A 23312-nucleotide genomic window follows, 5' to 3' on the forward strand; every position below is an offset into this window, starting at 1 on the left:
TGTTGGTTCCGACATGGATGGCGTTTGAGCCGTGGTCAAGTGCTGAAGCCAATTTAAGCACTACAACGCAATGCAACCTGGAGGAGATTGTACTTAAGGTTGCAATCCAAGATAAATGCTTTATCCTGTCTCCATCAAAGGTAGTTCATCCGCTGGATGGCAGGGGCAACGGGATCAACCATGCGTTCGGATCGTGCCGGTTTGGAGGACAAGGAGGCGATCGCCTACATCCGTCAGATGCTGGGTGAACTGCATCAGGTTGCACGCCAGGAAGGGGCGGACATGCTCTGCTACCTGATCGAGATGGCTTATGTCGAAGCGGGCGATGTCCATGCGGGCCGACGACCACGTTCAGTCGCTCATGGAGAGAGAGACAAGACCTCCGGCATGACGATGTAGCCGCCCCGCAAGATCAAGCTCCAGAAGCACAAGATAGACGGCTGACGCGGACAAGCCTGTATGTCGGATGATGTCGTCGACCTCGACCGGGCTCGGGCCGAGGGATGAGATGATCGTCGCCCGATCGCTGTCGTCGGGCGGAAGAAGCGCCGCGGCGCCGTCATCATCGCCCGTTTCCTCGATCATCCTTTCACTGCTGCCTTCGAGCCGTGCGAGAGGAGCCAGCGCCTCGAGGACATCTTCGGACGACGTGGTAACGATCGCGCCTTCCTTCAGCAGTGCATTCGTGCCGTGGCATCGCGGATCCAGTGGCGATCCGGGGACCGCAAAGACAAGTCGACCAAAATCTCCCGCCATTCTTGCAGTAATAAGCGAACCCGACCTCTGCGCGGCCTCGACGACAACGACCCCATGCGAAATGCCCGCGATCAGCCTGTTCCGGCGCGGGAAGTCGCGCGCCCGCGGCTCCCATCCGAAAGGCATTTCGCTGACGGCAAGTCCTTCACCCGCGACGATCTCATTCAGGAGCGGCACATTTTCGGGCGGATAGGGCTGATCCAGTCCTCCGGCGAGCACTGCGATCGTGCCCGTTTCCATGCTCGCCCGGTGGGCGGCAGTGTCGATGCCGCGGGCAAGTCCGGAGGTGATGGCGTAGCCGACGCGGCCGACGTCGCGGGCGATCATCGCTGCGAACTTCGCACCGCTGATCGAGGCATTGCGAGAGCCGACGATCCCGACCGACGGCCTCAACGCCACCGGCGAATGTCCCATCACCGCAAGAAGCGGTGGGGCGCCATCGATCTGCCTGAGCGCCGGCGGATAATCGGGCTCGCCTATGCCGACGAAGCGGGCACCATGGCGGCGGGCCGCATCCAGTTCCCGTTCTGCCTCCTCCACCGACGCGATGCGGATGGCGCGGGAGGCGCCGCCGCGGCTGGAAAGTTCGGGGAGCATAGTGAGCGCCGCTTCCGCCGAGCCGAAGTGATTTATGAGGTCGCGGAAGGTGGACGGACCGACATTGTCGCTGCGGATGAGGCGGAGCCAGGCGATCCTTTGCCTGTCGGTGAGCGCAATCCCATGTCGTCTTGCGCCGCCGTCAGGCATCGCTATCCCTTCTGGCCGATCTTGCCTTCCGTGCCCGCCAGAAGCCTCTTGATATTGGTCTCGTGCCGCCACCAGGAAACTGCCGTCATGATCGCCATGACAAGGGCAACCTTCTCGCTGCCTACTATCCACAATGCAACCGGAATCACAAGAGTTGCAACCAGCGCGGACAGTGACGAATACTTGCTGATGAATGCGACGGTCAGCCAGACGACAGCGAAGACCAGCACCCAGACCGGAGCAACCCCCAGCAGCATGCCGATATAGGTCGCCACGCCCTTGCCGCCCTTGAAGCCCAACCAGACGGGGAAGAGGTGGCCGAGAAAGGCGCCGAAGCCGGCCAGCAGCCCCGCTTCCGGTCCGGCGATATAGTAGCCGGCGAGTGCGGCAGCGGTTGCCTTCAGCGCGTCAAGGAGGAGTGTCGCGGCCGCGAGCTTCTTGTTGCCGGTACGCAGCACGTTGGTCGCACCGATATTGCCCGATCCGATGGAGCGGATATCGCCAAGGCCTGCCATCCGTGTCAGCAGCAGACCAAAGGGGATGGAGCCGAGGAGGTAGCCGAGGGCAAGGGACGCGATCGCAACGCCTGCGCCGATCTGCCAGTTCAGAAGTTCATTCACCGGCTCGCCTCCTCACAGCGAATGGACGCATTTGCCACCCACATAGGTCGCGATCGCGCGGCCGGAAAAGCGGGCATCTTCGAAGGGCGTGTTCTTCGACCGGGACAGCAGAGCATCCTTCGAGACGATCCATGGCTCGTCGAGGTCGATCAGCGTGATGTCGGCTCTCGCGCCCGGCTTCAGCGTGCCGGCATCGAGCCCGAAGATCTGCGCCGGGCGCGTCGACATCGCGTCGATCAGGCGCATGAGAGAGACGTGGCCCGAGTGATGCAGGCGCAGCGCCGCGGCCAGCATTGTCTCGAGGCCCACGGCTCCGTCGGCGGCATCGGCAAAGGGAAGGCGTTTCGTATCCACGTCCTGCGGATCGTGGGACGAGACGATGATGTCGATCGTCCCGTCGGCCAGCGCCTCGACCATGGCGGTCCGATCGTCTTCCGTGCGCAGCGGCGGCGAGAGCTTGAAGAAGGTCCGGTACTCGCCGATGTCGTTCTCGTTGAGGCAGAGGTGATTGATCGAGATGCCGCAAGTTACGTTTGCGCCGCGTCTGCGGGCGGTCCGGATCGCCTCGGCCGATTCCGTCACGGAGATCTTCGCGGCATGATACTTCGCCCGGGTCAGGCCGGCCATCCTGAGGTCGCGTTCGAGGGGAATGATTTCCGCTTCCTTCGGCACACCGGCGAGCCCAAGCCAGCTGGCGAACAGGCCCTCGTTCATGACGCCGTTGCCGATATAGGTTTCCCGGGGCTCGAGTGCGACGACGGCGCCGTATTCTCGTGCATAGGTCATGGCCCGGCGCAGCACGAGCGTGTCCGGCAGCGCATGGCGGCCATTGGTGAAGGCGACGGCACCCGCCTGCTGCAGCAGGCCGATCTCGGTCATTTCATCGCCGTGGAGCCCCTTCGTCAGGGCCGCGGCAGGGTGCACGTTGACGATCGCCGTGTCGCGCGCAGTCTTCTTCACAAACTCGACGAGCGCGATGTCGTCGAGAACAGGATCGGTGTCGGGCATCATGATGAAGGATGTGACACCACCCGCAGCAGCGGCGCGGCTGGCCGACTCGATCGTCTCGCGGTGTTCTGCCCCAGGCTCGCCGACGAAGACACGCGCATCCACCAGGCCGGGAACGGCCAGAAGCCCCTTGCAGTCGCGAATTTCGGCACCATCCGGTGCACCCTGGTTGTGAGCCTCGGCGCCTGCGGCAAGAATGCGCCCATCATCGCCGATGATGATGGATCCCATCTCGTCCAGATTGCGGGACGGGTCGATGATGCGGGCATTGTTCAGGACGAGGGAGCGCGTCATGTCCGCGGCCCCTGGTTTTGCGAGAGAAGCAGCGTCTCCATCACCGCCATGCGCACGGCAACCCCCATTTCAACCTGTTGCTCGATCACGCTCTGCGGGCCGTCCGCGACCTCCGAAGCAATCTCCACCCCGCGGTTCATCGGACCGGGATGCATGACAAGAGCATCCTCCTTGGCAGCTTTCAGCTTCTCGGCGTTCAGGCCGTAGAAATGGAAGTATTCGCGGACCGAGGGAACGAAGGAACCCGCCATGCGCTCGCGCTGGAGGCGCAGCATCATCACGACGTCGGCGTCTTTCAAGCCTTCCTCCATCGAGTGGAAGACTTCGGCGCCCATTTGCGCGATGCCCGAGGGGAGGAGAGTTGCCGGCGCAACAACGCGGACGCGCGCTCCCATGGCGTTCAAGAGCAGGATGTTGGAGCGGGCCACCCGCGAATGCAGGACGTCGCCGCAGATGGCGACGATGATGCGCGACAGCTTGCCCTTCGCGCGGCGGATCGTCAGCGCGTCGAGCAGCGCCTGCGTCGGGTGCTCGTGCTGGCCATCGCCCGCGTTCACGACCGAACATGCGACCTTCTGCGCCAGAAGGGCTGCCGCGCCGGCCGAGGAATGCCGCAGCACCAGCACGTCGGGGTGCATGGCGTTCAGCGTCATCGCCGTGTCGATCAGCGTCTCGCCTTTCTTAACTGATGAATTGCCTACGGACATGTTCATCACGTCGGCACCCAGCCGCTTGCCGGCGAGTTCGAAGGAAGATTGCGTGCGCGTGGAGGCTTCGAAGAACAGGTTGATCTGGGTCAGGCCCCGCAGCGTCGAGGTCTTCTTTTCCCGCTGCCGGCTGATCTGGACGGCTTCGTCGGCCTTGTCCAGAAGATAGGTGATATCCTGTTCGGTGAGGCCCTTGATGCCAAGGAGGTGGCGGTGAGGGAAGAAGACCATGAGGCGTCTCCGCTTGCGTTCGGGCGTCTATAATGACTGACCGGGAAACCGGCAAGCGAAGGGGTGGGAAAAGTCCGTTCATCCTCATGCATTTTTCAGAGAAACGGGCTAGAAGCCAAGCATGACACAGAATAGCCGGACCGAACAAAAGCTTGCCGAACTGAACCAGCCCCAGCCCTGGTCCGGCATCAATGCCTATCGATCTGACCCGCTGATCGTTGATCTGACCGCCGGTCTGCACCGCAGCCTGCGCGAGGAGTTCGATTCGCTCGGCCACTACGCCACTTCGCCGGAGGCACAGGAACTGGCGCGGATGGCGAACGAAAGTCCGCCGAAGCTTCGCACCCACGGACCCCGCGGTGAGCGGCTGGATGTCGTGGAGTTCCACCCGGCCTGGCACGCGCTAATGCGTCGCTCCATGTCCATCGGGCTGCACTCGTCGGTCTGGGAGAGCATCGCGGACGCCAAGGGGAGCGAGCACAAGGCGCGGGCTACACGCTTCTACCTGACGGCGCAGCTCGAATGCGGCCACCTCTGCCCGCTGACGATGACCAGCGCCTCCGTCGCTGCCCTCATGGCCTCGCCGCGTGTCCAGAAGGAATGGGCACCGAAGATCCTGTCGAGGAAATACGACTCATCAAACCGGCCGGCGCTGCAGAAGAATGCCATCACCCTCGGCATGGGCATGACCGAGAAGCAGGGCGGCACGGACGTGCGGGCCAATCGCTCGACCGCAGAGCGCGTAGGTGAGGGCATCTATCGTCTTTCCGGGCACAAGTGGTTCATGTCCGCGCCTATGAGCGACGCCTTCGTGATGCTGGCGAAGACCAACGAGGGCATTGGCTGCTTCCTCGTTCCGCGCTTGCTGGAGGACGGCTCGGCCAACGGGCTGCAGTTCCAGCGCCTGAAGGACAAGCTCGGCAACCGTTCCAACGCCTCCTCCGAGGTCGAGTTCACCGATGCTTTTGGCTACCTGCTGGGCGAACCTGGCGCCGGGATACGCACCATCCTCGACATGGTCACCCTGACGAGGCTCGACTGCGCCTTGGCTTCGGCGGGCATCATGCGTGCTTCGCTGGCCGAAGCAGTGCATCACTGCCGCGGCCGCAGCGTCTTCGGCAAGAACCTCATCGACCAGCCGCTGATGACGCGGGTTCTGGCCGACATGGCCCTTGATGTTGCTGCGGCCACGGCACTCGCCTTCCGGCTCGCCGACGCCTTTGATCGCGCGGCCAGCAGCCCGGCAGACGCAGCCTTCGCCCGCGTCATGACGCCGGTCATCAAGTATTGGAACTGCAAGATCGCGCCGTCGCTGATCTACGAGGCGATGGAGTGCCTCGGCGGCAATGGATACGTCGAGGAGCGTCCGGTGGCGCGGCATTACCGGGAGGCACCGGTCAACGCGATCTGGGAAGGCTCCGGCAACGTCATGGCGCTCGACGTGCTGCGCGTCCTGTCGCGTGGCAAGGACCTTTTCGATCTCGTTCTCGCAGGGTTCGAGCGCGACCTCGGTGCCTCAGGCCGCAAGACGATCGAGGTCCTGCGGGCAGCGATGGCACTCTGCGAGACGGACGAGGGTGCGGCGCGCCTTCTGGTCGAGCAACTGGCGCTTGCCGCCGGTGCCGCCGAACTGGCGCGGCTCGGCGCCGGCAAGATTGCGGACGCCTTTCTGGAAACGCGTCTCGCCGGCGGGTGGCGCTCGACCTATGGCATGCTCGACGCCCGCTTCGATGCGTCCTACATCGTTGACCTTCTCTATCCGGCAGCGAACTGACCGGCCGCCATCAGCACAAGCGGAATGGTGAGGAAGGAGAAGACGGTCTGTACCGTCGCCGTCGCCGCGTAAAGCTCGGCATCACCCCCCATCTTCTTGGCGAGGATATAGCCGTTCATGGCCGTCGGCACCCCGGCACTCAAACCGAGCAGCGTGAGCGCAGGCCCAGTAACCCCGGCCATCAGCGCGGCTCCGATCATCACGACGGGAAAGAAGGCGAGTTTCAGCGCCGTCGAGAACAGCACCAGCGGGTGCGGTTTCAGGGCATCCGAGACACGCAGGCCAGCTCCCACGGCGATGAGCCCCAGACTCAGCGCCGCCCGCGCCACGAGGTCGATGGTGGTCATCAAAGGTGCGTAGATCGGGATACCGAGCTGGTTGACGAGGACGCCGAGCAGGCAACTGATGATCATCGGGTTGGTGATGATCCGCAAGGCAAAGGTGCCATAGCCCATCTGCGCGCCGGAGAACCTCAACAGCACGCCGACATTGATGAAGTTGATCGGCAGAATGATGGCCGCCATCACCAGTGCCACGACGGTCAGCCCATAGTCTCCCGCGATCTTCTGGGCGATAGCGAGCGCTATGAAGGCGTTCCACCTGGTGGCCGTCTGGAAGACGGAACTGAAGGCAGAGGCGGGGACTCCGAGCCATCTCAAGACCGGCCAGAGCGCCAGCACGAGCCCGCACATCGCCACCACAGCCCCGACAGCCGTAAATCCGATTGCGCCGATCTCCATGCTCGAAAAATCGGCGGTTGCCAGCGTGTGGAACAGCAGGGCCGGGAACAGGACGTAATAGCCGCATTGTTCAAGCCCCTCCCAGAAGGTCCCGTTGATGAGCGGACTGCGCTTCAGCGCAACGCCGAGCAGGACCAGGAGGAAGATCGGCAGGATACTCTCGAAGATGATCAGCATGAGGGCCAGTTCGGAGGGTGTCGGCAAGAAGGCACCGAGGCTTATCTGCCGGTTGGCGCGGATGCAATGCTACGGTTTCTGTGAATGGAGAAAGAGCGCTCATTGTGCGGTGCTGCCGGGCCGCTTATCGGCAGACAACGAGTTGGAGTGCCGGTCATGCTTGCAGTACAGGAAGCTTTCGTTGATCCCCTGCCGGAGAAGCGCGTCAAGAACCGCGCGCAGACCGAGGCAGCGATCTTCCATGCTGCGCGTGACCTCTTGGCGGAGGAGGGCTTCCAGGGGTTCGGCATCAATGCGATCGCCAGGCGCGCCGGCTGCGACAAGCAGTTGATCTATCGCTATTACGGCGGCCTGGACGGTCTTCTCGATGCCATCGGTGCCGATCTGGGCGACTGGGTGAAGGAACGGATCCCCGAAGACACGGGTGGAATGTTCGTTCTGACCTATGGTGACCTGATGGAGCGGCTGTCGCTTCTCTACATGGATGCCCTGCGTAACGATCCGCTCGTCTGCAAGATCATTGCCTGGGAAGTCTCCAAGGACACGCCGCAGGTCCGCCGCCTTGCCGAGGCGCGCTCCAGGGCGCTGGCGAAATGGCTCGACCGGATGCGGGGCAGCCTTTCGGCGCCGAAGGGCGTGGATGCGCCGACGGCCAACGGCATTCTGTTTGCCGCCATCCAGCATCTGGTGATCTCGTCGGTGGTAACGGGTGAATTTGCGGGCTTGCCGCTTCGAAGCGACAAGGACTGGGACAAGGTCGCAGCGTCCATTCGCCGTCTGGTGCGAGGCATCTACGGTTGAAAAAAATGACCCGGAAGAGGATTGATATCCATCTCCCGGGCCAGGTCGAGACGGTGGCCGCCACACCGTCTCCTGGGAAAGCTCACTGCTTCGGGATGCCGGCCTTCTCGATGACGGCGCCCCACTTCTCGATGTCGGCCGCGAGCCGGTCGCCGATTTCCTGAGGCGTGCTCGAACGTGCTTCAACGCCAAGCTCGGCAAAACGCTTCTGGACCGCCGGGTCGGCCAGCACCTCGACGAGCGCCGCATTCAGCTTCTCCACCACTTCAGGAGGCGTGCCCGTTGGTGCAAAGATTGCGTTCCACGAGGTGACGTCGAAGCCTTCGACGCCCTGTTCCTGCGCCGTTGCGAGCTCGGGCAGCAGTTTCGAGCGCTCGGGACCGGAAGAGGCCAGCGCCACCGCCTGTCCCTGTTCCAGCGCCGCCTTCAGCGCCGTCTGGCTATCGACGATCATGTCGAGTTCGTCGCCGAGGAGTGCGACCAGGAGATCCGGCGTCGCCTTGTAAGGAACGATGGTGAAGTCGATCCCGGCCGTGGACTTGAAGAGTTCAGCGGCGAGATTCTGGCTGCTGCCGACGTTGATCGTACCCACGTTGAGCATGCCGGGCTCTGCCTTGGCCGCCGCAAGGACATCGGCCAGCGTCGAGAACTTTCCTCCCTTCTTCGCCACGAAGACGAAGTCGAAATAGGCGAGGCTCGAGACCGGGACGAAATCCCTCATCGGGTCAAATTGCAGGTTCTCGAAGAGCGGCACGCTGATCGCCGTGCCGTTGGAGAGAAGTGCAAGGGTGTAGCCATCGGCCGGAGCGTTCAACGCCGCCCTTGCCGCGACCGAACCTGCCGCGCCGGGCTGGTTCATGATGATGATCTGCTTGCCGAGCTTCTTGCCGAGCGATTCGGCGACCACCCGCGAGGTGATGTCGGCGATGCCGCCGGGACCGAAGGGAAGGACGAGCGTGATGTCGCGCTCCGGGTAATTTTCCTGTGCCCAGCCGACAGCAGGATCTGCCGTCGCCAGCAGCATGGCCGGCAGCAATGCCTTGATCATCGTGCGTCGGAAAATCCCCGTCCGCTTCGTCGTTGTCTTCGTCATGTCTTCCTCCTCCAGGTGTGTTTGTTCAGGTTGTAAAGCCGTAGAGCCGGGCTGGATTGTCGACCAGCAGCCGCTGCTGCTCCTCCGCGGTCGGCACGATCCGGTCAACGAGGTCGAGAAGATCCGCCTCGTCGACCGGCTCCTTCAGGTTGGGATGCGGGAAATCCGTTCCCCAGAGCGTTCTCTCGGGACTTGTCTCCACAAGCGCCCGCGCGAAGGGTAGGGCCGCGTCGAAAGGATACCGGGAGATGCGCTCGGAGCCGCAGACCTTGACCCAGCAGTCGTCGCGACGGGCGAGCTCCAGCAATGACTGGAAGGCGGGCTGCTCCGTCCCCAGCGTCGTATCGACGCGTCCCATGTGGTCGATCACGAAGGGTATGGGCAGCAGGCGGATCATGTCGGAGAGCGGCACGATGTCGACCGCGTCGAGATGCAGCACGACATGCCATCCGCGCCCCTTGATGCGGTCGATGACGCGGTCGAAGACGGCCATGTCCGGCGCGCCGCCCAGATGCTTGACGAAGTTGAACCGGACGCCGCGAACGCCTCCGTCGTGGAGCGCTTGCAGTGCCGTGTCATCGAACGTGTCATCCACGATCGCGACACCCCGGTAGCTGTCCGGACGCCAGGCGATGGCATCGAGCATGGCCCTGTTGTCCGTGCCGTGGCAGCTTGCCTGTACGATCACGGCCCGCTCCAGGCCAAGCCGCTCGTGCAGTGCAGCCAGTGCCTCCTTTGGCGCGTCCTGCGGCGTGTAGCGCCGGTCAGGCGCATAGGGGAATGCGGCGGCGGGGCCGAAGACATGGCAATGCGCGTCGCAGCTAAGCGCCGGCGCGGTGAAGCTGGGCTTACGCTTCTGCTGGTCCTTGGGAGACGGGGCAGAGGTCATTCAGATACTCGCTTTCCTGATAGTTTTGTTGTCGGCAGCTGCGACCACCGATGCAATTTCCGAGAGGCTCCTGAAGCTGGCATAGGTCGCCTCGACAAGATGCTCGATGGCAGCGTCGCGGTCGTTTCCGTCCACTCTTCCATTTGAGAGGCGGGTGATGCGCTCGGGATTGATGAGGGCATAGTAGAGACCGCCGAGGAGGAACTGGCTGCGCCAGACGAGGCTTTCCGGGGACGCACCCGGCACGCACTCTGCCAGCGCCTCGATGAAGGTCCGGCTGGTCTGGTCGAAGGCATCGGCGATGATCGCCTGCGCGTCCGGATTGCCTTCGGCGGAGAGAACGGCCCGCATGCGGGTGAACTCTGCTCCGCCCCCGTCGCCGTCGGAGGACGAGACGAAAGCCGGCACCACGTAGGCCCGCAGGATCGCCATCAGGCGCTCGTCTGCATCGCTGATCCGTCGCGCTTCCCCGAGTAACTCTAGGCGCCGAGCGTTCATGGGATGCGTGTGACGCTCGTAGATCTCCCGCAGCAGGTTTGCCTTCGAGCCGAAATGATAGGTCAGGCTCCCCACATTGACGCCTGCCGCCTTGGCCACATCGCGGAGGGAGACAGCGTTGTAGCCGCTGCGGGAGAACAGCATGGCGGCGTTTCGCAGGAGGGTCTCTTTTACGTTTGCTCGCATTATTTGTACACTTGTCCAAATTATTCGGTCAGTCAATCGGAGAAGATGCAGCGGCTAAAGAATCGCCCGCCGCCGGGCGTGGGGATGCGGGTTGTCCACAGATCGGACAGGCCGTTAACCATAGGTGAGGGTTTGCGTTGCTCTCCCGGTCGAGAGGCCTAGATTGACTTAATCAATCGTTAACCATGGGCGGGGCGAGCCGTTGCTGCAGGGAACCCATCTTACGGATCGCGCATTGCTGGGCATCATGACGATGTTTTTCGCGGTGCTGGCGCTGGATATTGCCATCCCCGCGGTCCTGCTGAGCCTGATGGCTTTGTTGAGATGGCTGCCGATGGTGGAGTTTCACTTCGTACAGCCGGGAAGGAGGACCGCATGAAGTGGTTCCTGATTCTGTGGGGCGGACCGATCCTGCTGCTCGGCAGTTGGTACGGGCTTTCCTACAACGACATGAGCTTCGGCTTCTTTATGTTGACGCGCGAGACGCATGATCTCGTATTCCAGGTCTATAGTGGTGTGCTCGGCATTCCGGCGCAGGACATCCCGCCGCTCGTCGCCAGGGCAATCGTTGTGGATAGCCTGATCGTCTTCGCAATCATCGCCTTCCGCCGCCGCAGGAGGATCGCCGCCTGGTGGCGCGCGCGTCAGGAGCGATCGGCGTTGAGTTCTCTTCCCAGCGAGGAAAGCCTGTCCAGGGCGCCCTGAAGGATGAAGCTCGCGGCCGCCGAATCGATACGTTCGGCGCGTTTTGCGCGGGAGACATCCATTTCGAGCAGGGCGCGCTCCGCCGCCACCGTCGACAGCCGCTCGTCCCAGAAGACGAAGGGCAGGGCGGTCTTGTCCCCCATCGAACGGACAAAGGCCCGCGTCGCCTGGACCCGCGGCCCCACAGACCCGTCCATATTCATGGGCAGGCCGATGATGAAGGCCGCGACCTTTTCCTTCTCCGCAAAGGCCAGCAGCAGTTCCGCGTCCTTCGTAAACTTGGTGCGCCTCAGGACCGGTCTCGGCGAGGCAAAACGGCGACCGAGGTCCGACATGGCGATACCGATGGTTTTCGTCCCGAGATCGAGGCCTGCGATCGCCTGGCTACTCTGAAGCGTCTCAGCCAGTTCCTCGATCGTCAGCACCGTCATCCGTTTTGCATCCTTTGCGTAGAAACAGGCATGGCGCCGCTTCCAATCGGGCGCCGGTGAGATATCTCTTTAGCATTCCTGCCAGCTTTCGCATCACGTACGAGGAGACTTTTCATGAAGATCACCTGGCTCGGCCATTCCGCCTTCCGCATCGAAACGGCCAAGGCAAAGATCCTGATCGACCCCTTCTTCACCGGCAATCCGGGCTTTTCCGGTCTGAATGCGAAGGACGCAGCCGAAGGCATCAGCCATATTCTTCTCACCCACGGGCATGGGGATCACGTCGGGGATACCATTGCTCTCGCAGAGGAAACCGGCGCCATCGTCCTGGCCAATGCCGATCTCGCGGCCTGGCTCGGCAAGAAGGGGGTGGCGAAGGTGGACATGGGCAATACCGGCGGCACGATCTCCTTCGACGGCTTCACCGTCACCTTCACCCAGGCGCACCATTCCTCCGCGCAGATCACCGAGGATGGCGTCTCCCATTCCCTGGGCAACGCCAATGGCCTCATGCTGCATTTTGACGACGAGCCGTCCGTGCTGCACATGGGCGATACCGACATCTTCACCGACATGGGATTGATCAACGAACTGCATCAGCCGGATATCGGCCTGGTGCCGATCGGCGACCGGTTCACCATGGGTGGCGCCGTTGCAGCGCTCGCGTGCCAGCGCTTCTTCGACTTCAAGCATGCAATCCCCTGCCACTACGGTTCGTTCCCGATCATCGACCAGACGGCGGAGAAGTTCGTGAAGGGGATGGAGGGTACGCGGACCCGCGTGGAGGCGCCGGCGACGGGTACGACGCTCAGCTTCTGATTATCCGCTTCCCCGTTGCGAACGGCGGACGTGGCCATTATAGCGGTAGGAAATTCTTGCCCGGAGCCAATGCCATGTCCGTCGATCTCGCCACCGTCAAGCGCGTCGCGCGTCTTGCCCGCATCGCCGTCAGCGATGACGAGGCGGAACGCATGGTCGGCGAACTGAACGGCATCCTCGGCTTCGTTGAACAGCTTGGCGAAGTCGACGTCACGGGTGTCGAGCCGATGACGTCGGTGACACCGATGCTCATGCGCAAGCGCACCGACGACGTCACCGATGGCAGCAAGGCCGATGATATCGTCGCGAACGCACCAGCCACCGATCGCAATTTCTTCCTCGTCCCGAAGGTCGTCGAGTAGCCGCACCTGCTGTCCTCCGACCATTCCCGACATACCCGCTGAGCGATAGATAAAATGACCGAACTCACCAGCCTCACCATTGCCGAAGCACGCGACAAGCTGAAGGCCAAGGACATCAAGGCCGTCGAACTGACGCAGGCTTATGTCGACGCCATCCAGGCAGCAAACGAGGCGATCAATGCCTATGTCGCGGTAACGCCGGACAAGGCGCTCCAGATGGCCAAGGCGTCGGATGAGCGGATTGCGGGCGGCAAGGCCGGCGCGCTCGAAGGCATTCCGCTCGGCATCAAGGACCTGTTCGGCACGCGCGACGTCCATACTCAGGCCTGCTCGCACATCCTCGACGGCTTCCAGCCCAAGTATGAATCCACCGTCACTCAGAACCTCTGGAACGACGGCGCGGTGATGCTCGGCAAGCTTAACATGGACGAGTTCGCCATGGGCTCCTCCAATGAGACCTCCTATTATGGCCCGGTCATCAACCCGTGGCGGGCGGAGGGCTCCAATCAGCAGCTCGTGCCGGGCGGCTCGTCCGGTGGGTCTGCCGCTGCCGTTGCCGCGCATCTCTGCGCTGGCGCCACCGCGACCGACACCGGCGGCTCCATCCGCCAGCCGGCAGCCTTCACCGGCACCGTTGGCATCAAGCCGACCTATGGCCGCTGCTCGCGCTGGGGCGTGGTCGCCTTCGCGTCCTCCCTGGACCAGGCCGGACCGATCGCCCGCGACGTGCGCGACGCCGCAATCCTCCTGAAGTCGATGGCAAGCGTCGATGCCAAGGACACCACCTCCGTCGATCTGCCGGTTCCGGACTATGAATCCTCGCTCGGCCAGTCGGTGAAGGGCATGAAGATCGGCATTCCGAAGGAATACCGTGTCGAAGGCATGCCGGAGGAGATCGAAAAGCTCTGGCAGCAGGGCATCGCCTGGCTGAAGGATGCCGGCGCCGAGATCGTCGACATCACTCTGCCGCACACGAAGTACGCGCTGCCTGCCTATTACATCGTTGCCCCGGCGGAAGCATCCTCGAACCTTGCCCGTTATGACGGTGTCCGTTACGGCCTTCGCGTCGACGGCAAGGACATCGTCGACATGTACGAGAAGACGCGCGCCGCCGGCTTCGGCAAGGAAGTCAAGCGCCGCATCATGATCGGCACCTATGTGCTCTCCGCCGGCTACTACGACGCCTATTACCTGCAGGCCCAGAAGGTCCGCACGCTGATCAAGCGCGATTTCGAGCAGGTCTTCGATGCTGGCGTCGATGCCATCCTGACGCCCGCCACCCCATCTTCCGCCTTCGGGGTCGCAGACGAGGATCTCGCTGCCGATCCGGTAAAAATGTACCTCAACGACATCTTCACCGTGACCGTGAACATGGCCGGCCTCCCGGGCATCGCCGTTCCCGCCGGCCTCGACCACAAGGGCCTGCCGCTCGGCCTGCAGCTGATCGGCAAGCCGTTCGAGGAAGAGACTCTGTTCCGGACGGCCCATGTCATCGAACAGGCCGCCGGCCGCTTCACGCCGAAGAAGTGGTGGTAAGCCAGGTTGCACCTTGAGAAGCCAACCTCCTTCGGGACGCCGGCTTCATCTTCACCTGTTGTCCTGCTCCCCCCGCACCAGCACGAGACCGCGCTCGGTGATGCGGTAGGGCATGCCGCCGATCGAGCGGATTGCCTTCTTCTGCTTCAGCTTGCGGAATGTGACGATGTCGAGCCCGCCGAACATCCAGCCTTCGCGGGTGAAGAGCTGCAGTTTTTCGACCTTTCGGTTGTCGTCACGGACGAGTTCGATCCTGCCGCCCTGGGCAAGCAGGTGGAGAATGCGCTGTTCTGCGCGCGATATGTCCATTGTCTGAGATCCTGAACGGCGCCCACGTGGTGGGCGCACAAAAACGGTACCGGCGTCACAGAGACGTCGGTGGTTCGTTCTTGCGGGGCCAGGCGTGCTGTAGAGCGCGCCGGCCCTTCAGCGGGACTCAGACTGAGTAGACATCCAAACTCCAATAAGGATGCTCAATGGCTAGAGAGGCCGCCGTTTCAAGTCAAGCTTTACGATCTGTGGCAGCCTGCCCACTTGGCAAAACGCCAGACTCAGTGATCTACTGGATGCAAACAGGGGCGGCCATGGCGAGCATTCGCAACGCGCGTGAGGACGAGACCGGGACGCTGAGCGAGATCGGCCTGCGCGCCTGGGAAAAGGCGATGAGCAGTGTCGGCGAGATGGCAGGCATCCGCGACAATGCGCGCTTGGCCTTCGATACCTTCACACGGTCCGCGTGGTTGACGATTTCGGTGATCGAGCAGGGTGGCGTCATAGCCGGCTGGGGGGCACGGGAAAAGCTGGACGAGCTGATCTCCGACTTCTGGATCGATCCGCCGTACCAGCACCAGGGCCTCGGTGGCGCTTTGCTGGCATCGATCGAGGCAGACATCGTGCGTCAGGGCTTCGACACTGCCCGCATCGAGACACACGCCCGTAACGACGAGGCGGTGGCGTTCTTCGAGAAGCACGGCTATCGCATCAATTGGCTGAGCGCCACGTACTCCCCGAAGCTCGATCGCGAAGTACAGACCGTCGGGCTCACCAAGGTTCTCGTGGAGGAGGCGGCGGAAACCTACGGGCCCGCCTACTGATACACATGGCCTCGGAAGAAGGCGGCGACGGCTTCGGGTGCAACCACCCAAAGCCCGGCCAGGAATGTGGTCAGGCCGATATGAAGCGAGGCAATCAGCGCGAGGATCGTCCGGAACGGCTCCTTGCGCGTCTTGTGACGCAAGAGCCGTTGCGCAAGAATTGCCCCAAAGCTGCCGCCGATAAAGGCCAGCAGCAGCAGAGTGCTTTCGCGCACGCGCCACCTGCCTTCGACTGCGGCACGCTTGTCCCACCAGTAGACGAAGAACACCGCAACATTCAGGAGAAGGTAGAGGACAAGTGTAAGTGATGCCGGTTGCATCTCGCTATCGTGGCACGCGGTGGTTAAGTTTCCGCCAAGCGCGCACGATGTTGCTCCCGGGGAAGGTGCCTGCGCTTGCGCCACCGCCCCATTTGCTCTACCTCACCAACTATCCCAACAAGACGATTTCAAGAGCATTCCATGACCATTGTCGATGTCCGCACGCCCGATCCGAAGCGTCTCATTCCCGGTGCCACGGGGGACTGGGAAGTCATCATCGGCATGGAGGTGCATGCTCAGGTGCTTTCGAAGTCCAAACTCTTCTCGGGCGCCTCGACGGAGTTCGGCAAGGATCCGAATGCGAACGTCTCGCTCGTCGACGCCGCCATGCCCGGCATGCTTCCCGTCATCAACGAGGAATGCGTGCGGCAGGCCGTCCGTACCGGGCTCGGTCTGAAGGCGAAGATCAACAAGCGCTCGGTTTTCGATCGCAAGAACTACTTCTATCCCGACCTGCCGCAGGGCTACCAGATCTCGCAGTTCAAGGACCCGATCGTCGGCGAAGGCAAGATCGTGATCTCTCTGGGGCCCGACCGGCAGGGCAACTTCGAGGATGTGGAAATCGGCATCGAGCGCTTGCACCTGGAGCAGGATGCCGGCAAGTCGATGCACGACCAGCACCCCACCATGTCATTCGTCGACCTGAACCGATCTGGCGTGGCGCTGATGGAGATCGTCTCCAAGCCCGACATGCGGTCTTCGGACGAGGCCAAGGCCTACATGACGAAGCTCCGCTCCATCGTTCGCTATCTCGGCACCTGCGACGGCAACATGGACGAGGGCTCCATGCGCGCCGACGTCAACGTCTCCGTTCGCCGCCCCGGCGAGCCCTTCGGCACGCGCTGCGAGATCAAGAACGTCAATTCCATCCGCTTCATCGGTCAGGCCATCGAATACGAGGCACGCCGCCAGATCGGCATCCTGGAGGACGGCGGCAGCATCGATCAGGAGACGCGGCTCTTTGACCCCAACAAGGGCGAAACGCGTTCCATGCGGTCGAAGGAAGAGGCGCACGACTATCGCTATTTCCCCGATCCGGACCTCTTGCCGCTCGAGTTCGACGACGCCTTTGTCGAGGAACTGAAGAAGCACCTTCCGGAATTGCCGGATGACAAGAAGGAACGCTTCGTCCGCGAACTCGGTCTTTCGGTGTATGACGCCTCGGTGCTGGTTTCGGAAAAGGCAATCGCCGACTATTTCGAGGCGGTGGCCGCTGGCCGCGACGGCAAGACGGCCGCGAACTGGGTTATCAACGACTTGCTGGGCGCCTTGAACAAAGCCGGCAAAGCCATTGAAGAGACTCCGGTTTCACCCGATCAGCTTGGCGGCATCATCGACCTCATCAAGGCCGAGACCATCTCCGGCAAGATCGCCAAGGACCTCTTCGAGATCGTCTGGAACGAAGGCGGCGATCCGGCGGAAATCGTCGAGGCGCGCGGCATGAAGCAGGTGACCGACACCGGCGCCATCGAGGCCGCCGTCGACGAGATCATCGCCGCCAATCCGGATCAGGTCGCCAAGGCCCAGGCAAAGCCTGCACTGGCCGGCTGGTTCGTCGGCCAGGTGATGAAGGCAACCGGAGGCAAGGCCAATCCGCAGGCGGTCCAGGCATTAGTGAAGGCGAAGCTCGGGATCGAGGAATAGGCCGCATGGTCTTCTTTGTCCGCACAGCAGCAGAAGGAGACGTGGAGCAGATCCGCGCCCTTCTCGCAGAGACCTTTCATGCCACCTATGACGCCTTCTATGGTCCCGAGAAGGTTGCGCAACTGATCGGCAGCTGGCACTCCCCTGCAGCCATCCGCGCCAGGATCGTCCGGAAGGACGGTGAATTCCTCTTGGCAGACGATGGTCGGAAGCTCGGCGGGCTCGGCTATGCGGCCATGTACCCGAAGATGGAAAAGACGGTGATGCTGCACCAGCTCTACGTCAGGCCATCCTGCCAGGGCGACGGCATTGGCCGCGACATCTTCGCCGAACTGGAAACCTGTTTTCCCTATGCGGAGGTGATGCGCACCGAGGTAGCCCTGCAGAACCTCCGCGCGATCTCCTTCTATGAACGGCTGGGTTTTTCCGAGGTGGATCGCATGGAGGAATGGGGCGGCCCTAACTCCGGCCTGCCCGCGGTCGTTCTCGAGAAGTCCCTTCGGAACCTGTGAGCGGACTTGTGCAGAAGGATGTGCTGATCCGGCGGGCCCGCGAGCGCGACCTTCCGGCTCTCATCGCGATTTTCGCTTCCGACGCTGTGGGTGGTCACGGCGACACCACCGCTTCGGATGCCTACGACGATTATCTCAAGGCGTTCACCGCGATAGATCTCTCGCCCAACGAGCGGCTTTTCGTGGCCGAACGCAGTGGTGATATCGTCGGCACGTTCCAAATCATGTTCAACCGGACGCTGACGGGCCGGGGCGGCCTTTCCATGATCATCGAGGCGGTCCAGACTCGCGCCGACACGCGCGGCCAGGGGATCGGCGCCATGATGATAGACTACGCGGTCTCCGAAGCGAGGCGCCGCGGGTGCCGCTTGGTACAACTCACCTCCAACATGGCGCGGCAGGATGCGCACCGATTCTACGAGCGCCTCGGTTTCGCGAGGAGCCACTTCGGCTTCAAGATGAAGCTTTGACGCGGCTCGCGCCAACCGGAATCGCTGGACATGGCGCGCCGCAGGTTGCATAAGCGGTCGGACAAATCCTCGGTCGCACGCCGTGCGAATGCCTTTGCCAGAGCTGACGAAGAACACATGAAAAATCTCCTGCTGCAGATATTCACCTGGTGGAACGGACAGACGATCGGAACGCGCTTCTTCACCTGGCGCTCCGGCAAGAAGATCGGGGAAGATGAATTCGGGAACGTCTACTACGAGGGTCCCGAAACCTCCTTCGGCGTGCCGCGCCGCTGGGTCATCTTCAACGGTCCGGCAGAGGCATCGGCGATTCCGCCGGGCTGGCATGGCTGGATGCATCATCGCACCAATGTTGCGCCGTCCCAGGAGACCTATCAGCCACGCGGATGGGAGAAGGGGCACAAGTCTAATCTCACCGGTACTTCCGGCGCCTATCGCCCCAAGGGCTCGCTTGCAGGCGCGGGCGAACGTCCTCGCGTCACCGGCGACTACGACGCCTGGACCCCGGGAAGCTGACACCTGTTTTGGCCACATTCGGCCTCTAGGCCGAAGAGGCGCCTTGGGGCCGCCTTGGGAGCCCTAAGGCGCGACGCAGAATGGGAACATCATCCATGACGAATATCATGCGCAAGCTGACCATTTGCCTTCTTGCAGCGGCTGCGTCTGCGTCTTGCGTCACCTCCGTCTCGGCGGCTCGCATCTCCAATCCGGTCGCGGTCTTCGCCGGCATCGACAAGATCACCGGTCGCATCACCACCTTTGACGTCTATATCGATGAAACGGTCCAGTATGGCGCGCTGCAGGTAACGCCGAAGGTCTGCTATTCCCGGGACGAGACGGAAGCGCAGAGGGTGGACGGTTTCATCGAAGTGGACGAGATCACCCTCGACCGCAAGATCCGGCGGATATTCACCGGCTGGATGTTCGCAGACAGCCCCGGCCTCAACGCCGTGGAGCATCCGATCTATGACGTATGGTTGACCGGCTGCAAGCAGGAATCGGACGTTCCGGCCCCGGAAGCCACGAACTGAACCTAGAATTTCAGATGCGGCGACTCCACCGCCTTTTTCAGCTTCTCCAGATAATCGTCCTTCGGGATGTCGATGGCGCCGAAGGTCTTAAGATGCTCGGTAGTGAACTGGGTGTCGAGCAGCGTAAAGCCTCCCGCCTTCAGTCGCTCGACCAGATGTACCAGGCAGATCTTTGAGGCATCGGTCCGCCGGGAGAACATGCTCTCGCCGAAGAAGGCAGAGCCAAGGGAGACGCCGTAAAGCCCTCCTACGAGCTCCGCGCCCTCGAACGCCTCGACGCTATGGGCATGGCCCATGGCATGAAGCTCGCAGTAGAGCTTGCGGATGGTGGCGTTGATCCAGGTGCTCGGACGGTCTCCGGCAGGTTCGGCGCATTTTTCGATTACCTGCTCGAACGCGCTGTCGAAGCGGATGTCGAAGGGTTCCCTGCGCAGCTTCTTGGCAAGGCTGTGGGAGACGTGGAACTGGTCGAGGGGGAGTACACCCCGCACCTCCGGCTCGACCCAGAAGATCTCCGGGTCGTCCGCAGATTCCGCCATCGGGAAAAGGCCGATGGAATAGGCGCGCAGAAGGATATCCGGTGTGATCGCCGGATAATATCTGCCGCGCCGCCCGACCATGTCCCTCCTAATGCGCCTTGTGATGCGCCAGATAGTGTTCCAGCCAATGGATATCATATTCGCCGTTGGCGATATCCTGATTGGACACCAGATCCTGGAAAAGGGGGAGGGTCGTCTTCACGCCGTCCACGACAAACTCGTCGAGGACCCGGCGCAGACGCATCATGCATTCCACCCGAGTACGGCCGTGCACGATCAGCTTGCCGATGAGGCTGTCGTAATAAGGCGGGATCTTGTATCCGGCATAGGCACCCGAGTCGACGCGCACGCCGAGGCCACCGGGCGCATGGAAATGGGTGATCGTGCCGGGCGACGGCACGAAGGTGCGCGGGTCCTCGGCATTGATGCGGCACTCGATGGCGTGGCCCGAGAAGGTTATCTCGTCCTGGGTCACCGAAAGGCCGGCGCCGGAAGCGACACGGATCTGCTCGTGAACCAGATCGATGTTGGTGATCGCCTCGGTGATCGGATGCTCGACCTGAAGACGCGTGTTCATCTCGATGAAGTAGAATTCGCCATTTTCGTAGAGGAACTCGACGGTCCCGGCGCCGCGGTATTTCATCTTCTTCATGGCGTCGGCGCAGATCTGGCCGATCTTCATCCGCTGCTCGACGTTGAGAGCAGGGGAATTTGCCTCTTCCCAGACCTTCTGGTGGCGGCGCTGCAGCGAGCAGTCGCGCTCGCCGAGATGGATGGCATTGCCTTCCCCGTCACCAACAACCTGCACTTCGATGTGCCGCGGCTTGCCGAGATACTTCTCCATGTAGACGGCAGGATTGCCGAAAGCGGCTGCGGCTTCCGAGCGTGCCGTATCGAAGGCCTCCTGAAGATCGTCCTCCGTCTTGGCGACCTTCATGCCGCGACCGCCGCCGCCGGCCGTGGCCTTGATCAGCACCGGAAAGCCGATCTTGCGCGCCGTTTCCAGCACGTTCTCCGATGTCACCTCGCCATCCGATCCGGGAACGACGGGAATTCCCAGTTCGACTGCCGTCTGCTTGGCGGTGATCTTGTCACCCATCAGCCGGATGTGTTCGGCCGTCGGTCCGATGAAGGTAATGCCATGCGCCTCGAGAATATCGGCGAACTTGGCGTTCTCCGACAGGAAGCCGTAGCCTGGATGAACGGCGTCCGCGCCAGTGATTTCGCAGGCCGCGACGATCTGGTGGATGTTGAGATAGCTGTCACGCGACGGCGGCGGGCCGATGCAGACGCTCTCGTCGGCCAGCCGTACATGCATGGCATCGGCGTCCGCAGTCGAATGGACCGCGACGGTCGCGATGCCGAGTTCCTTGCAGGCGCGCAGGACGCGAAGCGCAATCTCGCCGCGATTGGCTATGAGGATTTTCGAGATCATTGGCGGTCCTATTCGATGACGACGAGCGGCTCGCCGTATTCGACCGGTTGCGCATCGTTGATCAGAATTTCCGTCACCTTGCCGGAGCGCGGGGCGGGAATCTGGTTCATGGTCTTCATCGCTTCGATGATGAGAAGGGTCTGCCCTTCCTTGACCGTCGCACCGACTTCGATGAACGGGCGGGAGCCCGGGGCCGGGGAGAGGTAGACGGTGCCGACCATAGGGGCCATGACCGCGTTGCTGTTGTCACGGGCGGCGGGCGCTGCTGCTGCCGGCGCTGCGGCGGCCGCGGCGGGCGCTGCTGCGGGAGCAGCGGCGTGGTGGGCGATCGGCGCCTGAACGTACTGCGTTGCCGATGCGCGGGAGACACGGATGCGCAGATCGTCTTGCTCGACTTCGATCTCGGTGAGGTCGGTGTCGTTGAGGATGTTCGCGAGATCGCGGATCAATCCCTTGTCGATACCGTTCTTCTTCTCAGACATGGCAATTCCTATTGTTCTGTTATCTTGTCAGTCAGTGATGCTTTTCAAGGCGTGCAGCGCCAGGATGTAGCTGGTCGGGCCGAAGCCGCAGATCACGCCCTTGCATGCCGGCGCGATCTTCGAGTGATGACGGAATTCCTCGCGCGCATGAACGTTGGAGATGTGCACTTCTATCACGGGCACCGTTATTGCCTTGATGGCATCGTGCAATGCAACCGACGTGTGGGTATAGGCGCCGGCATTGATCGCCACGCCGACCGAGTGCTCGCCCGCCTCGTGCAGCCAGCTGACTAGATCGCCTTCGTGGTTGCTCTGACGGAAGTCCACGTCCAGTCCAAGCTCGCGGCCAGCGGAAATGCAGTCGGCCTCCACGTCCTTCAGCGTCTTGCCGCCATAGATGCCGGGTTCGCGCTTGCCGAGCATGTTGAGATTAGGCCCGTTAAGGACAAAGACCGTCTTGCTCATCGTTTCGATGTTCCATCAGAATTGAGCGCCACCTATAGCTCCCAAGACTAGCGAGGAAAAGCCCCCGCGGCCTGAAACGCCCGGCTTTCCCTCTGTGCATCGGTTCTGCAATTGGAGGCTAGCAGGTGCTTTTTCCGCAGGCGCGGACGTTGGCGATCTTCTCCTGGAGCGCATCGTCGCCAACGGCCCCGAACAGGGCCTCATTGCCGACGATATAGGTCGGCGTACCCGTCACGCCGAGGTTGGTGGCCAGTGTGTAGGCATCGCGAACAAGTTGATCATTCGGGTTCTCTGCCATCGACTTGCGGATGTCCGCTTCACTGATCCCGAGGGTTGCCGCGACCTCGATGGCGCTCTCCTCTGTAGCCGTGCCGGTGCTGCCAAGCAGAGCACGATGGAAGTCGCCGTATTTTTCAGGAGCGATGAGACGTACGGCATTGGAGACACGATGCGCGTCAAGCGAGTCCGGCCCGAGGATCGGCAGTTCCTTCAGAATGAAACGAACCTTTGGATCGGTAGCAAGGACCTTTTCCATGTCGGCCAGAGCCCGCTTGCAGTAGCCGCAGTTATAATCAAAGAACTCCACGACGGTGACGTCGCCATCGGGATTGCCAAGCGCAACATCGTCCTGCGAATTGAAGATCGCGTCGTGATTGGCGGCAACCGCCTGGCCAGCCTGCTCCAGGCGCTGCGAGTGCTGCTTCGCCTCAAGGGCGGCCTGAACCTCCAGCATGACTTCCGGATTTTCAAGCAGATACTCGCGGATGAACTGCCCCATCTCCTTCTTCTCATCCTCCTCGAGAGCGAGCGCCGGCGTCAGCCACAATGCGGTCATCAGCATCGAACCGAGTGCTAAAGTCTTGGAGCGGGCAAGCATGGATCTACCTCGTGAGATGGGTGTTGCGGCGGGGATATCCGCGATTTGGGGCAAAGCTAAGCCAAGCGC

General features: G+C 62.3%; 30 protein-coding genes. 14 read left to right on the top strand and 16 right to left on the bottom strand.

Annotation, left to right across the window (positions count from 1 at the left end):
• Nucleotides 1-180 precede the first annotated feature (180 nt).
• A complete protein-coding gene (locus tag FN060_RS04615) occupies nucleotides 181-399 on the top strand; it encodes a hypothetical protein (protein WP_142587053.1) in 219 nt (72 codons plus the stop codon).
• Here the strand turns inward: FN060_RS04615 and dprA are convergent.
• The 4 genes from dprA to FN060_RS04635 are packed head-to-tail and all read right to left on the bottom strand — an operon-like array spanning nucleotide 352 to nucleotide 4363.
• Complete coding sequence (dprA, locus tag FN060_RS04620; protein ID WP_142587054.1) at nucleotides 352-1503, bottom strand: DNA-processing protein DprA; 1152 nt, start codon at nucleotides 1501-1503, stop codon at nucleotides 352-354. The two genes, FN060_RS04615 and dprA, sit on opposite strands and share 48 nt — an antisense overlap.
• Nucleotides 1504-1505: 2 nt before the next feature.
• Nucleotides 1506-2123, bottom strand: a complete 618-nt coding sequence (gene plsY, locus FN060_RS04625) for a glycerol-3-phosphate 1-O-acyltransferase PlsY (protein WP_077547194.1) — start codon at nucleotides 2121-2123, stop codon at nucleotides 1506-1508.
• 12 nt (nucleotides 2124-2135) lie between these two features.
• Nucleotides 2136-3425, bottom strand: coding sequence for a dihydroorotase (locus FN060_RS04630; protein ID WP_142587055.1), 1290 nt, complete (start codon nucleotides 3423-3425; stop codon nucleotides 2136-2138).
• Nucleotides 3422-4363 carry an aspartate carbamoyltransferase catalytic subunit gene (locus FN060_RS04635; RefSeq protein WP_142587056.1) on the bottom strand — a complete coding sequence of 314 codons (942 nt, stop codon included), beginning with the start codon at nucleotides 4361-4363 and terminating at the stop codon, nucleotides 3422-3424. Before FN060_RS04635 ends, FN060_RS04630 begins: the two co-directional genes overlap by 4 nt.
• A 121-nt stretch (nucleotides 4364-4484) precedes the next feature.
• Here FN060_RS04635 and FN060_RS04640 point away from each other — a divergent pair, with 121 nt between their 5' ends.
• Nucleotides 4485-6137: an acyl-CoA dehydrogenase family protein gene (locus FN060_RS04640; RefSeq protein ID WP_142587057.1), complete on the top strand. Its 1653-nt coding sequence runs from the start codon at nucleotides 4485-4487 to the stop codon at nucleotides 6135-6137.
• Here FN060_RS04640 and FN060_RS04645 read toward each other — a convergent pair.
• Nucleotides 6119-7054 carry an AEC family transporter gene (locus tag FN060_RS04645; RefSeq protein ID WP_142587133.1) on the bottom strand — a complete coding sequence of 312 codons (936 nt, stop codon included), beginning with the start codon at nucleotides 7052-7054 and terminating at the stop codon, nucleotides 6119-6121. The genes FN060_RS04640 and FN060_RS04645 overlap by 19 nt on opposite strands.
• A 156-nt stretch (nucleotides 7055-7210) precedes the next feature.
• Between FN060_RS04645 and FN060_RS04650 the strand changes: the two genes are divergently transcribed.
• The gene (locus tag FN060_RS04650; RefSeq protein ID WP_142587058.1) at nucleotides 7211-7855 is read left to right on the top strand and encodes a TetR/AcrR family transcriptional regulator; all 645 of its coding nucleotides are present in this window, start codon (nucleotides 7211-7213) and stop codon (nucleotides 7853-7855) included.
• 82 nt (nucleotides 7856-7937) lie between these two features.
• On the opposite strand, the gene FN060_RS04655 is transcribed toward FN060_RS04650, so the two are convergent.
• From FN060_RS04655 to FN060_RS04665, 3 genes are all read right to left on the bottom strand, one after another.
• On the bottom strand, nucleotides 7938-8903 hold the full coding sequence (locus FN060_RS04655) for a Bug family tripartite tricarboxylate transporter substrate binding protein (protein WP_425312140.1): 966 nt from the start codon (nucleotides 8901-8903) through the stop codon (nucleotides 7938-7940).
• Between the two features lie 70 nt (nucleotides 8904-8973).
• Entirely contained in the window at nucleotides 8974-9837 is an 864-nt protein-coding gene (locus tag FN060_RS04660) for an amidohydrolase family protein (protein ID WP_142587060.1), read from the bottom strand.
• The gene (locus tag FN060_RS04665; RefSeq protein WP_142587061.1) at nucleotides 9838-10521 is read right to left on the bottom strand and encodes a TetR/AcrR family transcriptional regulator; all 684 of its coding nucleotides are present in this window, start codon (nucleotides 10519-10521) and stop codon (nucleotides 9838-9840) included. It abuts the gene before it with no gap.
• Between the two features lie 202 nt (nucleotides 10522-10723).
• Between FN060_RS04665 and FN060_RS04670 the strand changes: the two genes are divergently transcribed.
• Together FN060_RS04670 and FN060_RS04675 are read left to right on the top strand one after the other, a co-directional pair.
• Complete coding sequence (locus FN060_RS04670) at nucleotides 10724-10900, top strand: hypothetical protein (RefSeq protein WP_183949839.1); 177 nt, start codon at nucleotides 10724-10726, stop codon at nucleotides 10898-10900.
• Nucleotides 10897-11226: a DUF6105 family protein gene (locus tag FN060_RS04675; RefSeq protein WP_142587062.1), complete on the top strand. Its 330-nt coding sequence runs from the start codon at nucleotides 10897-10899 to the stop codon at nucleotides 11224-11226. The genes FN060_RS04670 and FN060_RS04675 overlap by 4 nt, the downstream gene beginning before the upstream one ends.
• On the opposite strand, the gene ruvX is transcribed toward FN060_RS04675, so the two are convergent.
• On the bottom strand, nucleotides 11166-11657 hold the full coding sequence (ruvX, locus tag FN060_RS04680) for a Holliday junction resolvase RuvX (RefSeq protein ID WP_142587063.1): 492 nt from the start codon (nucleotides 11655-11657) through the stop codon (nucleotides 11166-11168). The two genes, FN060_RS04675 and ruvX, sit on opposite strands and share 61 nt — an antisense overlap.
• Before the next feature lie 114 nt (nucleotides 11658-11771).
• Here ruvX and FN060_RS04685 point away from each other — a divergent pair, with 114 nt between their 5' ends.
• The 3 genes from FN060_RS04685 (at nucleotide 11772) to gatA (ending at nucleotide 14374) form a co-directional block, all read left to right on the top strand.
• Nucleotides 11772-12476: a metal-dependent hydrolase gene (locus FN060_RS04685; RefSeq protein WP_142587064.1), complete on the top strand. Its 705-nt coding sequence runs from the start codon at nucleotides 11772-11774 to the stop codon at nucleotides 12474-12476.
• Nucleotides 12477-12550: 74 nt separating this feature from the next.
• Complete coding sequence (gene gatC, locus FN060_RS04690; RefSeq protein ID WP_142587065.1) at nucleotides 12551-12838, top strand: Asp-tRNA(Asn)/Glu-tRNA(Gln) amidotransferase subunit GatC; 288 nt, start codon at nucleotides 12551-12553, stop codon at nucleotides 12836-12838.
• 54 nt (nucleotides 12839-12892) lie between these two features.
• Complete coding sequence (gatA, locus tag FN060_RS04695; protein WP_142587066.1) at nucleotides 12893-14374, top strand: Asp-tRNA(Asn)/Glu-tRNA(Gln) amidotransferase subunit GatA; 1482 nt, start codon at nucleotides 12893-12895, stop codon at nucleotides 14372-14374.
• Nucleotides 14375-14425: 51 nt separating this feature from the next.
• Here gatA and FN060_RS04700 read toward each other — a convergent pair whose 3' ends face one another.
• On the bottom strand, nucleotides 14426-14683 hold the full coding sequence (locus FN060_RS04700) for a YjhX family toxin (protein WP_142587067.1): 258 nt from the start codon (nucleotides 14681-14683) through the stop codon (nucleotides 14426-14428).
• 275 nt (nucleotides 14684-14958) lie between these two features.
• Here FN060_RS04700 and FN060_RS04705 point away from each other — a divergent pair, with 275 nt between their 5' ends.
• Nucleotides 14959-15468: a GNAT family N-acetyltransferase gene (locus FN060_RS04705; RefSeq protein WP_142587068.1), complete on the top strand. Its 510-nt coding sequence runs from the start codon at nucleotides 14959-14961 to the stop codon at nucleotides 15466-15468.
• Here FN060_RS04705 and FN060_RS04710 read toward each other — a convergent pair.
• Nucleotides 15462-15788, bottom strand: coding sequence for a DUF1294 domain-containing protein (locus FN060_RS04710; protein ID WP_142587069.1), 327 nt, complete (start codon nucleotides 15786-15788; stop codon nucleotides 15462-15464). The genes FN060_RS04705 and FN060_RS04710 overlap by 7 nt on opposite strands.
• A 141-nt stretch (nucleotides 15789-15929) precedes the next feature.
• On the opposite strand from FN060_RS04710, the gene gatB reads away from it, so the two are divergent.
• The 5 genes from gatB to FN060_RS04735 all read left to right on the top strand — a co-directional run bounded on the left by gatB (nucleotide 15930) and on the right by FN060_RS04735 (nucleotide 19445).
• Nucleotides 15930-17432, top strand: coding sequence for an Asp-tRNA(Asn)/Glu-tRNA(Gln) amidotransferase subunit GatB (gene gatB / locus FN060_RS04715; protein ID WP_142587070.1), 1503 nt, complete (start codon nucleotides 15930-15932; stop codon nucleotides 17430-17432).
• A 5-nt stretch (nucleotides 17433-17437) separates the two neighbouring features.
• Complete coding sequence (locus FN060_RS04720) at nucleotides 17438-17944, top strand: GNAT family N-acetyltransferase (RefSeq protein ID WP_142587071.1); 507 nt, start codon at nucleotides 17438-17440, stop codon at nucleotides 17942-17944.
• Nucleotides 17941-18414 (top strand): GNAT family N-acetyltransferase, encoded by a 474-nt coding sequence (locus tag FN060_RS04725; RefSeq protein ID WP_142587072.1) that lies wholly within the window; start codon nucleotides 17941-17943, stop codon nucleotides 18412-18414. The genes FN060_RS04720 and FN060_RS04725 overlap by 4 nt, the downstream gene beginning before the upstream one ends.
• A 117-nt stretch (nucleotides 18415-18531) precedes the next feature.
• The gene (locus FN060_RS04730; protein ID WP_142587073.1) at nucleotides 18532-18930 is read left to right on the top strand and encodes an NADH:ubiquinone oxidoreductase subunit NDUFA12; all 399 of its coding nucleotides are present in this window, start codon (nucleotides 18532-18534) and stop codon (nucleotides 18928-18930) included.
• 107 nt (nucleotides 18931-19037) lie between these two features.
• On the top strand, nucleotides 19038-19445 hold the full coding sequence (locus FN060_RS04735; protein WP_244467731.1) for a DUF2155 domain-containing protein: 408 nt from the start codon (nucleotides 19038-19040) through the stop codon (nucleotides 19443-19445).
• A gap of 2 nt (nucleotides 19446-19447) precedes the next feature.
• On the opposite strand, the gene aat is transcribed toward FN060_RS04735, so the two are convergent.
• From aat to FN060_RS04760, 5 genes are all read right to left on the bottom strand, one after another.
• Nucleotides 19448-20065 carry a leucyl/phenylalanyl-tRNA--protein transferase gene (gene aat / locus FN060_RS04740; RefSeq protein WP_142587075.1) on the bottom strand — a complete coding sequence of 206 codons (618 nt, stop codon included), beginning with the start codon at nucleotides 20063-20065 and terminating at the stop codon, nucleotides 19448-19450.
• 7 nt (nucleotides 20066-20072) lie between these two features.
• Nucleotides 20073-21419: an acetyl-CoA carboxylase biotin carboxylase subunit gene (gene accC, locus FN060_RS04745; protein ID WP_142587076.1), complete on the bottom strand. Its 1347-nt coding sequence runs from the start codon at nucleotides 21417-21419 to the stop codon at nucleotides 20073-20075.
• A gap of 8 nt (nucleotides 21420-21427) precedes the next feature.
• Entirely contained in the window at nucleotides 21428-21901 is a 474-nt protein-coding gene (accB, locus tag FN060_RS04750; protein WP_142587077.1) for an acetyl-CoA carboxylase biotin carboxyl carrier protein, read from the bottom strand.
• Between the two features lie 27 nt (nucleotides 21902-21928).
• A complete protein-coding gene (gene aroQ / locus FN060_RS04755) occupies nucleotides 21929-22366 on the bottom strand; it encodes a type II 3-dehydroquinate dehydratase (protein WP_077547214.1) in 438 nt (145 codons plus the stop codon).
• Nucleotides 22367-22484: 118 nt separating this feature from the next.
• Complete coding sequence (locus FN060_RS04760) at nucleotides 22485-23243, bottom strand: DsbA family protein (RefSeq protein ID WP_142587078.1); 759 nt, start codon at nucleotides 23241-23243, stop codon at nucleotides 22485-22487.
• Between the last annotated feature and the right edge of the window lie 69 nt (nucleotides 23244-23312).

The sequence above is a fragment of the Pseudorhizobium halotolerans genome (assembly GCF_902153235.2).
Classification (GTDB): Bacteria; Pseudomonadota; Alphaproteobacteria; order Rhizobiales; family Rhizobiaceae; genus Neorhizobium; species Neorhizobium flavum.

Coding starts and splice junctions, on each gene's coding strand:
- FN060_RS04630 (WP_142587055.1), bottom strand. CDS start 3,425: ATGACGCGCTCCCTCGTCCTGAACAATGCCCGCATCATCGACCCGTCC.
- gatC (WP_142587065.1), top strand. CDS start 12,551: ATGTCCGTCGATCTCGCCACCGTCAAGCGCGTCGCGCGTCTTGCCCGC.
- FN060_RS04650 (WP_142587058.1), top strand. CDS start 7,211: ATGCTTGCAGTACAGGAAGCTTTCGTTGATCCCCTGCCGGAGAAGCGC.
- ruvX (WP_142587063.1), bottom strand. CDS start 11,657: ATGACGGTGCTGACGATCGAGGAACTGGCTGAGACGCTTCAGAGTAGC.
- dprA (WP_142587054.1), bottom strand. CDS start 1,503: ATGCCTGACGGCGGCGCAAGACGACATGGGATTGCGCTCACCGACAGG.
- FN060_RS04615 (WP_142587053.1), top strand. CDS start 181: ATGCGTTCGGATCGTGCCGGTTTGGAGGACAAGGAGGCGATCGCCTAC.
- FN060_RS04640 (WP_142587057.1), top strand. CDS start 4,485: ATGACACAGAATAGCCGGACCGAACAAAAGCTTGCCGAACTGAACCAG.
- aat (WP_142587075.1), bottom strand. CDS start 20,065: ATGGTCGGGCGGCGCGGCAGATATTATCCGGCGATCACACCGGATATC.
- FN060_RS04655 (WP_425312140.1), bottom strand. CDS start 8,903: ATGATCAAGGCATTGCTGCCGGCCATGCTGCTGGCGACGGCAGATCCT.
- FN060_RS04730 (WP_142587073.1), top strand. CDS start 18,532: ATGAAAAATCTCCTGCTGCAGATATTCACCTGGTGGAACGGACAGACG.
- FN060_RS04660 (WP_142587060.1), bottom strand. CDS start 9,837: ATGACCTCTGCCCCGTCTCCCAAGGACCAGCAGAAGCGTAAGCCCAGC.
- FN060_RS04710 (WP_142587069.1), bottom strand. CDS start 15,788: ATGCAACCGGCATCACTTACACTTGTCCTCTACCTTCTCCTGAATGTT.
- accB (WP_142587077.1), bottom strand. CDS start 21,901: ATGTCTGAGAAGAAGAACGGTATCGACAAGGGATTGATCCGCGATCTC.
- gatA (WP_142587066.1), top strand. CDS start 12,893: ATGACCGAACTCACCAGCCTCACCATTGCCGAAGCACGCGACAAGCTG.
- FN060_RS04720 (WP_142587071.1), top strand. CDS start 17,438: ATGGTCTTCTTTGTCCGCACAGCAGCAGAAGGAGACGTGGAGCAGATC.
- FN060_RS04735 (WP_244467731.1), top strand. CDS start 19,038: ATGCGCAAGCTGACCATTTGCCTTCTTGCAGCGGCTGCGTCTGCGTCT.
- accC (WP_142587076.1), bottom strand. CDS start 21,419: ATGATCTCGAAAATCCTCATAGCCAATCGCGGCGAGATTGCGCTTCGC.
- gatB (WP_142587070.1), top strand. CDS start 15,930: ATGACCATTGTCGATGTCCGCACGCCCGATCCGAAGCGTCTCATTCCC.
- FN060_RS04685 (WP_142587064.1), top strand. CDS start 11,772: ATGAAGATCACCTGGCTCGGCCATTCCGCCTTCCGCATCGAAACGGCC.
- FN060_RS04665 (WP_142587061.1), bottom strand. CDS start 10,521: ATGCGAGCAAACGTAAAAGAGACCCTCCTGCGAAACGCCGCCATGCTG.
- FN060_RS04760 (WP_142587078.1), bottom strand. CDS start 23,243: ATGCTTGCCCGCTCCAAGACTTTAGCACTCGGTTCGATGCTGATGACC.
- FN060_RS04645 (WP_142587133.1), bottom strand. CDS start 7,054: ATGCTGATCATCTTCGAGAGTATCCTGCCGATCTTCCTCCTGGTCCTG.
- FN060_RS04635 (WP_142587056.1), bottom strand. CDS start 4,363: ATGGTCTTCTTCCCTCACCGCCACCTCCTTGGCATCAAGGGCCTCACC.
- FN060_RS04705 (WP_142587068.1), top strand. CDS start 14,959: ATGGCGAGCATTCGCAACGCGCGTGAGGACGAGACCGGGACGCTGAGC.
- aroQ (WP_077547214.1), bottom strand. CDS start 22,366: ATGAGCAAGACGGTCTTTGTCCTTAACGGGCCTAATCTCAACATGCTC.
- FN060_RS04700 (WP_142587067.1), bottom strand. CDS start 14,683: ATGGACATATCGCGCGCAGAACAGCGCATTCTCCACCTGCTTGCCCAG.
- FN060_RS04675 (WP_142587062.1), top strand. CDS start 10,897: ATGAAGTGGTTCCTGATTCTGTGGGGCGGACCGATCCTGCTGCTCGGC.